At 47.8% G+C, this 14,451-nt stretch carries 9 protein-coding genes and 1 pseudogene; 8 read left to right on the plus strand and 2 right to left on the minus strand.

Translation table 11 applies throughout. The features are described from left to right. The first annotated feature begins 9 nt into the window (after positions 1 to 9). Entirely contained in the window at positions 10 to 261 is a 252-nt protein-coding gene (locus ASL14_RS25520; protein WP_189338288.1) for a P-loop NTPase family protein, read from the plus strand. A gap of 10 nt (positions 262 to 271) precedes the next feature. Here the strand turns inward: ASL14_RS25520 and xerS are convergent, their stop codons facing one another. Next, a complete protein-coding gene (gene xerS / locus ASL14_RS25525; RefSeq protein ID WP_134914639.1) occupies positions 272 to 1,372 on the minus strand; it encodes a tyrosine recombinase XerS in 1,101 nt (366 codons plus the stop codon). Between the two features lie 125 nt (positions 1,373 to 1,497). Here xerS and ASL14_RS25530 point away from each other — a divergent pair, with 125 nt between their 5' ends. The 7 genes and pseudogenes from ASL14_RS25530 to ASL14_RS25560 all read left to right on the plus strand — a co-directional run bounded on the left by ASL14_RS25530 (position 1,498) and on the right by ASL14_RS25560 (position 12,826). Next, on the plus strand, positions 1,498 to 2,007 hold the full coding sequence (locus tag ASL14_RS25530; RefSeq protein WP_134914640.1) for a GNAT family N-acetyltransferase: 510 nt from the start codon (positions 1,498 to 1,500) through the stop codon (positions 2,005 to 2,007). Positions 2,008 to 2,294: 287 nt separating this feature from the next. Continuing rightward, on the plus strand, positions 2,295 to 3,911 hold the full coding sequence (locus tag ASL14_RS25535) for an ABC transporter substrate-binding protein (RefSeq protein WP_134914705.1): 1,617 nt from the start codon (positions 2,295 to 2,297) through the stop codon (positions 3,909 to 3,911). 51 nt (positions 3,912 to 3,962) lie between these two features. After that, positions 3,963 to 4,889, plus strand: a complete 927-nt coding sequence (locus ASL14_RS25540; protein ID WP_134914641.1) for an ABC transporter permease — start codon at positions 3,963 to 3,965, stop codon at positions 4,887 to 4,889. A 30-nt stretch (positions 4,890 to 4,919) separates the two neighbouring features. Next, positions 4,920 to 5,816, plus strand: a complete 897-nt coding sequence (locus ASL14_RS25545) for an ABC transporter permease (RefSeq protein ID WP_134914642.1) — start codon at positions 4,920 to 4,922, stop codon at positions 5,814 to 5,816. A gap of 46 nt (positions 5,817 to 5,862) precedes the next feature. Further along, positions 5,863 to 7,995: an ABC transporter ATP-binding protein gene (locus tag ASL14_RS25550; protein WP_134914643.1), complete on the plus strand. Its 2,133-nt coding sequence runs from the start codon at positions 5,863 to 5,865 to the stop codon at positions 7,993 to 7,995. Positions 7,996 to 8,103: 108 nt separating this feature from the next. Then, positions 8,104 to 9,276 (plus strand): M20 metallopeptidase family protein, encoded by a 1,173-nt coding sequence (locus tag ASL14_RS25555; RefSeq protein ID WP_134914644.1) that lies wholly within the window; start codon positions 8,104 to 8,106, stop codon positions 9,274 to 9,276. 483 nt (positions 9,277 to 9,759) lie between these two features. Beyond that, positions 9,760 to 12,826 (plus strand): annotated as a pseudogene (locus ASL14_RS25560) (X2-like carbohydrate binding domain-containing protein). Positions 12,827 to 13,336: 510 nt separating this feature from the next. Here ASL14_RS25560 and ASL14_RS25565 read toward each other — a convergent pair. Beyond that, entirely contained in the window at positions 13,337 to 14,254 is a 918-nt protein-coding gene (locus ASL14_RS25565; protein ID WP_134914645.1) for an AEC family transporter, read from the minus strand. Between the last annotated feature and the right edge of the window lie 197 nt (positions 14,255 to 14,451).

The raw sequence follows: 14,451 nt of genomic DNA on the forward strand, positions 1-14,451 counted from the left end.
TACGACTGCGTGTTGCTGGAAGGCTTTAAACAAGAGCATTATCCAAAGCTGGTGATGGTGCGGGAACAATCGGATGCCCAGCTTACCACTGAACTGACAAATGTACAGGGAGTAGCGGTTTGGGAAGATCATACGGGTTGGGCACAGAGCCACTTTTCAGATAAAACGATACAGACATTTCCCGCCGATGCCAACGGCCCGGCAGGCCGCTGGTTACTTGGACAGATTCAGAAGCAGAGAGAAGGAGTCCGGGATGAGTAGGGCTGAGACATCAATCGGCTGAGTCGGTTTGAGTCTCCACCCGTCGTTCAATCGCTTGGGACATGGTCTTGTCGGTCAGATGGGCATAGACTTCCGTCGTTTCCGTCGAAGCATGGCCGAGCTGTTCCTTCGTTTTGTAAATATCGTTTTGCAAATAGTAGTCGGTGGCAAAGGAATGACGGAGCTTGTGAACAGTCAGGTAAGGTTTGCCGAACCGTTTGGCGTACTTGATAATCATCGCCTGAATCGCTCTTTTAGTCATCCGTTTGCCTTCTGTACTGCCGTTGGGACGTGCGACAAAGAGCGCCTTTTCCTTTTTGGGTGCGCGATAACGGATATGCCGCAGGGATAAATAGAGTGCCAGATCATCTTTGGACTGCTCGCGGAAATATACTGGCGTTTTAAAGGTTTCGTCGTTGTTGCCTTTACGATACACATATAGTAATTTATTGTTTACATCCAGATCGTCCATATTCAGATTGACGATTTCAGATACGCGCAGGCCCGAGTTTAGAATGAGACTGGCAATGCAGGCGTCCCGTTCCTTGTTCAGTTCATAGGAGTACAGTGCCTGCTTGTTATCGGCCAAATCCTGTCCATAGCCTTCATAAATATAGCCGATAAAATCAAGCAGCTCTTCCTCCTCCAGTATCTTTCCTTTGAGCTTGGCGGCCGTGTCCTTGGGTTTATGTATGCGCTTGATTTCGACTTTGGCCATAATGTTGCGTTTGAGCAAAGGATAAAAGTTTTCATCCTCAGCGATCTGGCTCAAATAATGAAAAAGGGAACGCAGGGACGATAGCTTACGTGAAATCGTAATACGGGAGTTGGAGCCTTCACGCTTAGTCGATAGGAACAAACGGTAGCCCGTAATACTATCCATATGGAGCGTCTCCAATTCTTCCAGCGTAACTTGGGCGTTCGTCTCTCCGGCAGACAAGCCTTCTGAGCGAAGCCATGTAAAAAAAGCTTCGTAATCCCGTACATATTCCAGCAATGTGGAGGGGGACAGGTCGGGCAGCTTGTAATCCATAAATTGCTGCACATACCATGGTAATCCCGGCATTTTTTCGTCCAGTTTGCGCCGGTCGATAATCTTTTGTATATTCATTGGGTTCCACCTCGTCCGGTCATAATATATGTATTTTAGCATATTTTGAACAGCATCGGATGGAAGGGAAGATGGAATGCAAATCAAAGTAAAGAACGAACTGATCTGCCAAGAGAGGTGAAAGTATGGGGTATGACATTCAGTCGGAATTGAAGCTGTCCATCAAAAGTGTTCCGGAGTCGCAGAGGGACATTATTGTGCAGCTCATGCAATTTTATTTATATGATTTTACAGCTTATCTTCGAATTGATGTTACTGAAAACGGCACATTCCCGGCTTACCCGGACTTGTATCAATACTGGACAAGCGGTGAACAGAAGCTACCTTTTCTGATCTGGAGGCAGGACGTTCCCGTAGGTTTTGCGCTGGTTGACCGAATGTCCAGCAATCGGGAGGCTGACTACTACATGGCTGAGTTTTTTGTGCTGCGTCCTTATCGGCATAATGGGGTCGGGACGTGGGCGGCTCATGAGCTGTTTGGACGTTTTGCTGGGCGTTGGAAGGTGACGCAGATGAGCACGAACAGGCCAGCGCAGTCCTTTTGGCGTAAGGTGATTGGCAGTTATACGGATGGGGAGTACAGGGAGCAGACTCATCCGGTACGAGGGAATATAAGTCAGTTTTTCAATACCTGAAAAATTCAAAATTGTAATTAGCAACGAAAAAGAGTCGGGGAGAGCATTCCTGTCGGCTCTTTTTTGCGTTGTCAATTTAAGTCTTCTATCTATCCATAGATCATTCCAATTAGAACTTGCATTGACACTATAAAAACACGGGTATACAGTTATTTGTACAATTCATATATATCTGATTGGAATTATCAGCAATGTAACATCGGCCTCAAATATGCAATGCATTCATAAAATTACCCACGAGAACGGAGAGTGTTTTACAGGTGAAACAAACAAGTCGATATGCGAAAATGTTAGCTCTAACCCTGTCGCTGATGCTGGTATTATCGGCATGCTCAGGCAATGGAGGAGCGAATTCTACGAATACCGGGGCAAATGCAGCGGGAGGCGGGCAAGCCGCAGAAGGTGGGGACCTGACCTATGCGCTGGCGACATCGCCGGATTCACTGGACCCGCATAAGAGTGGCTTGGCGGTAGCATCCCGGGTGTATCGGGGGATATTCGACAATTTGGTTGTAAAGCTGCCGGATAATACAATTAAGCCTTGGCTGGCGACCGAATGGAGCGTTTCCGAGGATGGCAAAAGCTATACGTTCAAGCTGCGCAAGGACGTCAAGTTCCATGACGGAACTCCGTTTAATGCGAAAGCAGTCAAATTCAGCTATGACCGGATTATTGATCCGCAAGCTGTAGTTGGTAATGCTGCTAACTTGCTGGCCCCGTATGAATCCTCACAAGTGATAGACGAATACACGATTAAGCTGAATCTGAAACGACCATCGCAGGCATTTTTGAGCAATTTAAGTATTCCGGCAGTAGCCATTGTTTCTCCTGCAGGAGTCGAAAAATATGGAGATCAATTCGGCAAGCATCCGGTGGGCACAGGCCCGTTTAAGTTTGTAAAGTGGGACGAAAATGCAGAAATCAAAATCGAACGTAACCCGGATTACAAATGGGCACCGGAAACTGTCGAGAATAAGGGAGCGCCGTATTTGGATAGCGTGACCTTTAAAATCGTGCCGGAGGAAGCGACACGGATCGGCAGTGTGCAGAGCGGGCAGGCATTGGCCGCAGAAACAGTTCCGCCGCAAAATATTTTAACGCTGAAGAGTGACCCTGATTTTCAATTGCTGCAGGTCAATACCCTGGGTTTACCATACACGCTGTTCATTAACCAAAAGAAGGCACCGTGGAATGAATTGAAGGCCAGACAGGCGTTGCAATACGGTGTTGATGTAGGGACGATTGTCAAAACGCTTTACCTGGGTACCTATGAGCAGGCTTGGTCGCCACTCACTCCGGGTATTTTTGGATATGATAAATCACTAGAAAACGGCTTGCAGCCGGATGCTAACAAAGCCAATCAGTTGCTGGATGAACTGGGTTGGGTCAAAGGTGCGGATGGTTTCCGAGTGAAGGATGGAAAACGTCTGACGCTGCATTATGTAGACGGCACGCCGAACCGTGAAAAACGCAACGACATTGCAGCCATTATTCAGCAGCAGCTGAAGAAAATCGGTGTTGATGTGAAGATTGAAATTACCAAGGATGTTGCAACGGTTGTATATACGAACGGAAACTATGATTTCTACGGGAATAGCCAGGTCAATGTGGACCCGAACGCGTTATATGCTTTTTACCACACAGCGGCTCCGAATCAGCGGCCTACACTGCCTAACTTCTCCAATCCTGAGGTCGATAAGCTGTTAGAGCAGGGCGCTATTGAAAAGGATGATGCCAAGCGGGAGGGAATTTACAAAAAGGTACAACAATTGATCCGTGATCAGGCCGTTATCATTCCGATTTATGTATTCCCTTATACCGTTGGAGCCGCCAAGTCGGTGCAAGGTCTCAAATTCGATTTAGTGGGTTATCCGCTGTTCAACGATGTGCGCATTCAAAAATAGTATGGCTAAATTATTTCTGGCGAGCCATCCAGACGGAAAGGAGTGTGCTTCATGATCAGAGCTGTTGCAGAACGACTGGTTACCTCTTTGTTGGTGATTGTGGGTTCTTGTATTCTGGTGTTCAGTATTTTATATCTGCTTCCGGGGGACCCGGTGGATTCTATTCTGGACCCTTCGACGGCCACGCCAGAAATGATCGCCAATTTGCGTCATAAGTTGGGAGTGGATCAGCCTTTTCATGTTCAGTTTTTGAACTATTTCGGAAATCTGCTACAAGGTGATTTTGGAAAATCACTCCTCAATGCTGATCCGGTGCTACCTAAAATATGGGTCAATCTCCCGCCTACATTGGCGTTGACGCTTGCCGGTTCTGCTATTTCGGTCATCATCGGTGTTCTGCTTGGAGTGCTGTCGGCCATTCATCGGAATAAGCCAATAGATATCATCGCGCGAATCGTCGGATTGTTCGGCATTTCCATGCCCACATTCTGGTCAGGAATTCTGCTGTTGCTTATTTTCTCCATTCATTTGGGGTGGCTGCCTGCAATGGGCTCGGACGGCTGGAAAACACTTGTGCTTCCGTCTCTCACTTTGGGCATTGTCGGTGCGGGGTTCATTGTTAGAATGGTACGCAACAGTATGCTGGAGGTCATTAATGAGCAGTTTATCGTTACGCTCCGTTCCAAAGGTTTATCGGAGAAGGTCATTATGTATCGCCATGCACTGCGTAATGCGTTGATTCCTGCGATAACGATGATCGGGATGCTGATGGGAGAAATGCTGGCCGGAGCAGTTGTGAGTGAGACGGTATTTTCGCGACAAGGTATTGGGCGTTTAATTGCGGATGCGATTATGGCTAAGGATTTACCAGTTGTGCAGGGAGTTGTGTTGTTCTCTGCTATCATGTACGTGATCGTAAATCTATTGGTGGATATATCTTATACATTCATTGATCCGAGGGTTAGACGCTCGGCGTAAGTCGGCAGGAATAAGGGAGGAGGAAGACAGTTGAGAGAAACGATGGCGGCCAAAACAGTCTGGAAGGAAAGAAAGCAGCGGGTTGTTCGGAAAACCGGAAGGTTACGGTTCGGAGGAGTGTCGGATGGATTCGTATATGCGGCAGGGCTAATTATTGTGTTCGTGATCGCCTGTACGGCGTTTCCGCAATGGATTGCTTCCTATGAGCCAACAGAAATGTTAAGCGACCAGATTTTACAGAGCCCAAGCGCTGCTCACTGGTTCGGAACCGACTATTTTGGACGGGATGTATTCAGTCTGGTCGTTTACGGAAGTAGGGATTCCCTGTTCATCGGCTTTATGTCGGTGCTCGTCGGTGGGCTGGCCGGTGGAATCATCGGAGCGCTGTCGGGCTACATCGGCGGTATCGTGGATACGGTGCTGATGCGATTTATTGATATTTTGATGACTATTCCTGGCATTTTGCTGGCTTTGGCGATTGCGGCGGCTCTTGGGCCGAGCTTGTTTAATATCGTACTGGCGGTAGCCATTTCTGCTGTTCCGGGTTATGCAAGAGTCATGCGGGGACAGATTATGAGTATAAAAGGACGATCTTACGTCACGGCTTCACGCTCCATCGGAGTTACACCTTTCGGCATCTTTTGGCGGCATGTGCTTCCTAATTCTTTGTCACCTTTGCTCGTGATGGCGACGCTCGGAATCGGCAGCGCTATTTTGTCCGGATCGGGATTAAGCTTTCTGGGGCTTGGCACGGTAAAGGAAATTCCGGATTGGGGAACAGTATTGTCTCAGGGACGCGGGTATTTGACGGTAGCTTGGTGGATATGCACCTTTCCTGGTCTAGCCATTACGTTGTTTGTGCTGTCGGTCAATATTTTGGGCGACAAGCTGAGAGATGAGCTGGACCCGAAAAAGAACGCAAACTAGCATTCAGGAAGCCTATTCGTTAAAGCTATAGAAGGAGGGAGTTCGTTTGTCATCATTGCTGGAGATAGAACATTTGTCGGTCGACTTTCACACTAAAAAAGGTTTGCTGCAAGCACTCGACAACGTATCGCTGACGATCGGGGCGGGGGAAACGGTCTGCCTCGTTGGTGAATCCGGTAGCGGAAAAACGATTACCTCCAAGGCGATTATGCGGCTGATCGATTATGAGAACGGACGAATTGCCCAAGGACAAATACGGTTGAAGGGCATAGATTTGACTGTTTTGTCGCAGCAGGAATTACGCTCACTTCGCGGCAAAAAGATGGCGATGGTATTTCAGGAGCCGATGGCGGCGTTTGATCCGGTGTACACCATTGGATATCAACTGATGGAAATCATTATGGAGCACGATCGGAAGACACGGAAGCAGGCGTGGGCTCATGCGGTTCATTTGCTGAACAGGGTAGGGATTCCTGAGCCGGAAATCCGTATGAAGCAGTATCCAGGAGAGCTGTCCGGCGGGATGCTGCAACGGGCGATGATTGCGATGGCGCTGTCATGTGGCCCTGAACTGCTGATTGCGGATGAACCGACGACAGCGCTGGATGTAACGATTCAATCGCAAATTTTGCAGTTGCTTCAGGAATTAAAGGTGGAATTCAACATGTCGATTCTGCTAATTACGCATGATTTGGGTATTGCGGCGGAGGTTGCGGATCGAATTGTCGTGATGTATGCCGGGCGAGTCGTGGAGCAGGCCACAACGGAAGAGCTGTTCGAGCTGCCGCTGCACCCGTACACAAGAGGTTTGCTTCGTTCGGTGGCAACATTGGATACAGATCGCAGCAGCAAGCTGTTTTCGATCCCGGGGGCCATCCCCAGCCTGAGCGCTTTGCCGTCCGGCTGCTTGTTCCACCCGCGTTGCCCGCATGCGACGGATCAATGCAAAAACGAAGCCCCTCCCTTGGCTGCCAAGAATGGACGTGAGGTAGCTTGCTGGCATTCGGAGCAGTTGGCTGCGTCCGGTGATTGGCGTATTTCAGAGGTATCTCTGGAAGGGCGAGTCTCGGCAGATGCTGTTGAAGAAGCGGCAGAAGTAAAGGAAGAAGTGACGTATGTATCTGCTGTTGATGGGGGCAAAGTGAGCGGTGATGGCGTACAGGTAAAGGAATCTGCAAAATCTAATGTAACTGTTGCAGGCACAGGGAATGACAAGCAGAATTTGTTTCGGGTGGATGGACTTCGCAAGTATTATCCGGTGAAAAGAAGCTTTCCCGGTCGGGCAGGTGCTTTCATCCGGGCGGTGGATGATGTATCGTTTTCGATCCGACAGGGTGAAACCTTTGGACTAGTCGGCGAATCCGGCAGTGGTAAGTCTACTTTGGGCCGCCTTCTGATGCAGTTGGAACGCCCAACCTCAGGGCAGGTATGGTTTCAGGATCGGGAGCTGACAAAGTTAGGGAATTTCGAATTACGATCTGCCCGCCGTGATATGCAGATGATTTTTCAAGACCCTTACGGGTCGCTTGATCCGCGTTGGAATGTGGGGGGTATTATCGGTGAACCGCTTGCGGTTCATGAAGGGCTGAATGGCAAGGCCAAACGGGAACGAGTCGAGAAACTGCTGAGTGCAGTCGGATTGTCGCCTTCGCTGATCACGCGGTTTCCGCATGAATTTTCGGGAGGCCAGCGCCAGCGGATCGGGATTGCTCGTGCAATTGCGCTGCAACCGCAGTTTATTTTGGCGGATGAGGCAGTTTCGGCTTTGGATGTTTCTGTTCAGGCGCAAATTGTCAATCTGCTTCAGGATTTACAGCGCAAGCTGGATACGACCTATTTGTTTATTGCGCACGGATTGCACATTGTCCGACATATATCGGACCGGATTGGGGTCATGTACTTGGGTAAGCTCGTAGAAATTGCGCCAAGCGAGGAGATTTTCCGGCATCCGGCACATCCCTATACCCGAGGGCTTGTTGCTTCCATACCCAATCTGAATCCGAAAAACCGACGGAAGCTGATTACGGTACAAGGTGAGATTCCTTCGCCTGCGAAGCCACCGTCCGGTTGTCGTTTTCATACTCGTTGTCCGCTGGCGACCTCGCTTTGCCGTGAGGAAGCGCCGGAACTGACAGCGATTGGCACAGGACATTATGCCGCTTGTCACTACCCGACCTAAATCAAAGACATATCTTCTTTGGCTTGTTATGGGCAGGATAGAAGATTCTATAGTAAATTCATGGTAAGATAAACATATAATTAAATAAATTCAATAGGAAAAGAGGGTATGCTAGAGAAATGGGTTCAGGAATTGAAAGACGGTGAGCAAGACCTGATTGCGTGGAGAAGACATCTGCATCAGCATCCCGAGCTTTCTTTTGAAGAAACGAATACGTCTGTATTTATCGCCGATCAATTGCGATCTTTTGGCATTGAGGTGAGAACGAATGTGGGCGGGAACGGCGTGCTCGGGTTTTTGGAGGGCGGCCAACCAGGCAGAACGATCGCATTTCGTGCCGATTTTGATGCGCTTCCTATTCAGGATGAAAAGGATGCGCCCTATAAATCCACGGTTCCCGGTGTTATGCATGCTTGTGGACATGATGGCCATACGGCTGCGCTACTAGGAGTAGCACGTGTATTAAGCTATAACCGGGAGGCTCTGAAGGGCAAGCTCGTGTTTATTTTTCAGCATGCGGAAGAAAAACCGCCCGGCGGAGCCAAGTTTATGATTGAGGATGGCTGTTTGGATGGGGTAGAGGCGGTATATGGTATTCACCTCGCATCTGAAATTCCACTTGGTAAAATTGGATTAAAGAGTGGGCCTGCGATGGCGGCTGTCGACGCATTTACGATCCAGATCAACGGTAAAGGCGGGCATGGCGCGCGACCGCATCAGACGGTAGACTCTATTGTCATCGGTAGCCAAATTGTGAACGGATTGCAGCAGGTGGTCAGTCGCAGGGTGGACCCTATTGAATCAGCGGTGCTGACCATTGGTGTTTTTCAGGCGGGAACCGCCTTCAATGTTATTGCGGATAAGGCTAAAATCGAAGGGACCGTGCGTACGTTCAATAAAGAAGTGCGCAAGGAGGTCGAGAATGAAATCCGCAGTATTGTCAAGGGTTTGACTGAGGCTTATCATGCAGGATATGAAATTGACTATCTGAATGGCTATCCTTCTTTAGTAAATGCTGAAGCCGAAACCGAACGTGTACGCGAGCTTGTCGGCAGGCTGTATGGAGCTGACGCTTTTCTGGATCTGAAGCCGGTCATGGGAGCAGAGGATTTTGCTTATTATTTGGAGCAGCGACCGGGAGCCTTCATTCATGTCGGGGCGCGTAATGAGGATGAACGAACACATTATGCTCACCACCATCCTCATTTTGATTTTGATGAACGTGCATTGCTTGTGTCAGGCCACATATTTTTGGCACTGGCGCTTGAATATTTGCAATAATAAAGGATATATTTAATATTTACCGTTGGCATTCACAGAAGCCGGAACCGCGCATAGCGCGGTTTTTTGGCGTATATCAAAGTATTTTGACGGGGGTTAAAGAATGAGAAATAAAGTAATTATTTCAATATATGAAAAATTCATAATAGTAATATATAAAAGGTATCAACGCCCAGGAGAAGGATCAACCCTACATTGTAAGCCGCGGAGCAAGTGATGATATTAACATAATCTTGATTTTTTACACAAGGAACCGAGAAAAAGATGACGAATCTATTGAGCAAGATAAAATGTAAGCGCTTTATATAAAGTGATTTCTATTGCATTTTATTGATAACGACTGGAGGTGAGGCCGAGAGAAGCATTGATCAGACTATGTTGGTTGGAGATACAATGATAGGAACGAATCCGGAATCGGCTGATTTCTTTCATCTGGAAATGACTCGCATATTCAAATGAAAATGGAGAAGGAGGTTAAATTCAATGACGAAGGCAAAAAGCAGGTTTAGGATCGCGTGTCTGGCGTTAGTGGTAGCGGGTGCTTCCTGGACGGGATTGATAGCGCCGACACATGCCGCTCCAAGTGATGAGTATACCTGGAAGAGTGTGGTCACGGGTGGAGGTGGCGGTTTTGTACCCGGTATCATTTTTAATGAGAAGGAAAAAAATCTGATCTATGCCCGTACGGATATTGGAGGTGCTTACCGCTGGAACCCCACTGACGAGAGCTGGATTCCGTTGACGGATTCTGTGGGCTGGGAAGACTGGAACAAAAATGGCGTGGATGCGTTGGCGACCGATCCTGTTGATCCAAATCGTGTATATATAGCTACAGGTACGTATACCAATTCATGGGACAAGCAAAACGGACAGATTATGCGGTCAACCGACCGGGGCAATACGTGGCAGACAACGAAGCTTCCTTTTAAGGTGGGAGGCAATATGCCAGGCCGCTCGATGGGGGAGAGGCTAACGATTGATCCCAATAAGAACAATATTTTGTTCTTCGGGGCACGGAGTGGTAATGGACTATGGAAAAGCTCGGATTACGGGGCAACCTGGAGCAAGGTAAGCAGCTTCCCGAATCCGGGCACGTATGTTCAGGACCCTTCCAATGAGTACACCAGTGATATCGTCGGTTTGGCCTGGATTACGTTTGACAAAAAGACGGGCTCTTCCAGCAAAGCTACACAGACGATTTATGTGGGGTAGCTGATAAGAATCAAAGTGTCTATCGCAGTACAGATGGCGGGACAACCTGGTCTGCTGTAGCAGGGCAACCTAAGGGCTATTTGCCACATCATGGCGTGTTGTCATCGGACGGCAACCTGTACATCTCTTATAGCGATGGAGCAGGTCCATATGACGGGACAAAGGGTGATGTGTGGAAATTGAATACAGCCAGTGGTCAATGGACCAATATAAGTCCTGTTGCCAGTAGCAGCACGGATAATTATTTTGGATATGGTGGACTGACAGTAGACGCTCAGAAGCCGGGTACTCTTATGGTGGCTACGCTGAATTCATGGTGGCCGGATGCAACGATTTATCGCAGCACCGACAGCGGGGCAACCTGGAGCCCCATTTGGGAATTCGATGGTTATCCAACTCGCAAGCTGAAATACAATTTGGATATATCAGGTGCGCCTTGGCTGACTTTCAATGCCAACCCTGCTCCGCCGGAAGTATCGCCCAAGCTGGGCTGGATGATCGGGGATCTGGAGATTGATCCATTTAATCCAGACCATATGTTATACGGCACAGGAGCTACGATTTACGGCTCCAAAAATTTGACGAACTGGGACAAGGGCGGTAAGCTGGACATTTCGGTAGCAGCTAAGGGGGTAGAGGAAACTGCGATTTTGGATCTTGTAAGCCCTCCAACCGGTGCACCTTTGGTGAGCGCAGTAGGGGATGTCTCTGGTTTCAGACATGACGATCTGTTCAAGGCTCCAGCTAAAATGCTGGATAATCCCACTTTACAAGCAGTGAAAGTATCGATTATGCCGAGTTGAATCCAGCTTTTATGGCGCGGGTAGGCAAAGCAGATTACCAAAAAGATCCGAATGCCAAATCCATCGGCTTCTCCAATGATGGCGGAGCAAACTGGTATAAAGCGAACAGTGAGCCTTCCGGCACAGTTGGAGGGGAAGCATAGCTGTTGCGGCCGATGGTAATGGCTTACTCTGGAGTACCTCGGACAAAGGCGTATTTTACTCCAAAACAGGCGGCAACTCATGGACCGCAAGTACAGGGATTCCAGCGAATGCGAAGATTGCCTCAGACCGGGTGAATCCTAACAAATACTATGCGTTCGCCGCCGGAAAAATATATATCAGCACCAATGGAGGCGTATCGTTCACAGCCTCGGCGGTATCAGGCTTACCAACAGAAGGTAATGCCGATATTGATGCAGTACGTGGAGCAGAAGGGGATGTATGGTTCGCTGGGGGCTCTGAGGATGGAGGGCCATACGGCTTGTGGCATTCCAAGGATTCCGGCGTTACGTTCACCAAGCTCGCTAATGTGCAGGAGGCAGACTTTGTAGGCTTTGGTAAAGCAGCACAGAATCGTACCAATGCAACTGTATTCATCGTTGGTAAATCGACGGTACACGCGGATTTTACCGTTCGGACGATGCTGGCGCAAACTGGGTACGCATTAATGACGACAAGCATCAATATGCACGGGTGACGACCATTATCGGTGATCCCCGAGTTTATGGGCGTGCCTATTTGGGAACAAATGGCCGCGGTATTCTGGTGGCAGATCGTGTGAGCGGTGATCAGCCATCTGCGGGTCAGTCTAGTATTACGCCGACGACTGCAACCTATGGACAGGATAACGCAAATACCGATATTTCCGTCAAGCTTACACTGAGCGGTAATACGTTAGACGCCATCCAGCAGGGTAGCGTGGTGCTGAAAAAGGTGAAGATTATACGATCAATGGAGAAACGGTTACCTTCTCCAACAGTTATTTGTCCAAACTCCCTAAAGGAGACACAGCGCTAACGTTTCATTTTAATGCAGGTAGCGATGTGCTGTTCACGGTGACAGTAAAGGGAAATACACCAAGCGAGCCGGGAACAGAACAGGGTGTTCTCAAGGTACAGACCTTCAACGGTAATGTATCTGAAACAAGTAACACGATCAGCTCCAAGTTTAAAATTACAAAAACAGGAACCTCGTCCGTTTCCCTTGCGGATGTGACGCTGCGTTATTATTACACTATAAATGGGGATAAACCCCAAAACTTCTTCGCGGATTGGTCAAGCATTGGTCCTGAGAATGTGGTCGCCAGCTTCAAAACACTATCCAATGTTAAACCGGGAGCAGATTCTTATGTGGAAATCGGCTTTAAGTCCGGTGCGGGTTCTTTAGAACCCGGTCAAAGTGTGGAGCTGCAAACCCGGATATCCAAAGCGGACTGGAGCAATTACACCCAAACCGATGATTATTCCTTTGATGCCACAGCAACCAGCTTAAAAGATTCCACTAAGGTAATCGCTTACTTGGCTGGAAGCAAGCAATGGGGGATAGAGCCTTAAATCCTGATAAGGTAAGGGCAATCGGAACGAAAAGGGTACCATTACCAAAAGGCTGCTAAACTGCTTTGCAGCATTTAGCATGAAACAACCCTAAAGTCAGCCACTCTTGATTGAGTGAGCTGGCTTTAGGGTTGTTGGCCTTGTAGACTCTCAGTCCATTTTCGGTAACAGAGCATCGACAAATTGGAACCAGCAACGAATAGAGCAGCTTTAATAACATCATTTATAATTATTTCACTATATGAAAAATTCATAATAGAAAAGCTATTCTTTCACGCATACAATCTCCATAAAACACACACACCACTTTAAACAGAAAAAGGTGAATTGTTACGAACGTATGTTCTTTTTTGAGAAAAGAAATGCTCTTGTCCTCAGACAAAAGCATTTCTATATATGCGGAACTCGAAAAATGAACGTTAAAAACGGAGTAGGCGGAATGGTGCTGTACAAGCGAAGCGGTGGCGATGGGAAGCACTATCCGACTGCGCAGTGGCACGATAGGTAACATCAAACAAGGTATCGGGATGCTGAAATCAACAGCGTCATCGTAATGACATTCACAATGGTTGAGAGCAGTACCGTTTGAGCTGCGAAATCGGGTTCATTTTTATATTCCTCAGCCAAAATACTTGTATTAACACCGGTAGGCATACCGGATGCAATCAGCAGGGCTTGTGCTGGAATCCCTTTAAGCCCAAGCAAGAGTACGAGCAGAAAACCGACCGCAGGACCGGCAATCAGACGCAGCACCATACTGATATACACGGCTGTACGCCGCAGACGAAAGGGATATTGCACAATTTGCGCTCCCAAGGTAAGCAGAGCAACGGCAACCATCGACTGGCTGATATAATTCAACGGCTCTGCCAGTAAATTGGGCAATGGACTGTGTAACAGATTTAGCAGCAAGCCCAGCACGAGGGCATAAGGAACCGGCATTTTCAAAAAATTAATCAGAATTTTTCGAGTGTCGGCCTTGCCGTTCTGTACAACAAAGGTACCGTATGTAAAGGTGACAAAGCTTTGAAAGGTCATAATCAGTGCTTGAACGGACGTAGCCAGTGGATCTCCTTTGAATACTAACTGATTGATCGGTAGACCGTAATTTCCCGAATTATCAAGCATGACACTGTTTGTAAAAGCTCCCCGCATTCCGGGGCTGTATTTCAGAGATCTGGCGACGGTTGTGCTGATTACGTACAGAATAGCTATGTACAAGGCATAAAAAAGCGAAACCTCACCCATGAGCATTAAGGATATTTCCGAGTTATAAAGACCCGTAAACACAACTGCGGGGGTGATATAGTAAAAATTGATTTTAGCTAAGGTGTACAAGTCCAGTCTGAAAAAATATTGCATGATACAACCAAAACCGATAAGTACAAAAATAGGTAAAACAACGTCCAAAAGAATGGTGCCGAACATGTCTGTTTCATCTTCTTTCTATTATGCGAATGTAAAGGCTGATTCTTAAAAATGCATGTGTAATTCTCATTATACTGTGCAAATAGGTTAGGCGTATAATAAAATTTTATAGTGGTTGGCAATCTGGACTGCAGCTATAGCGGTGTCTCACACATTAGTTAAAGAAAAGATAAAAAATCAGCTTAGAGAAGCCGTTA

The sequence above is a fragment of the Paenibacillus sp. IHB B 3084 genome, assembly GCF_001447315.1.
Taxonomy (GTDB): domain Bacteria; phylum Bacillota; class Bacilli; order Paenibacillales; family Paenibacillaceae; genus Paenibacillus.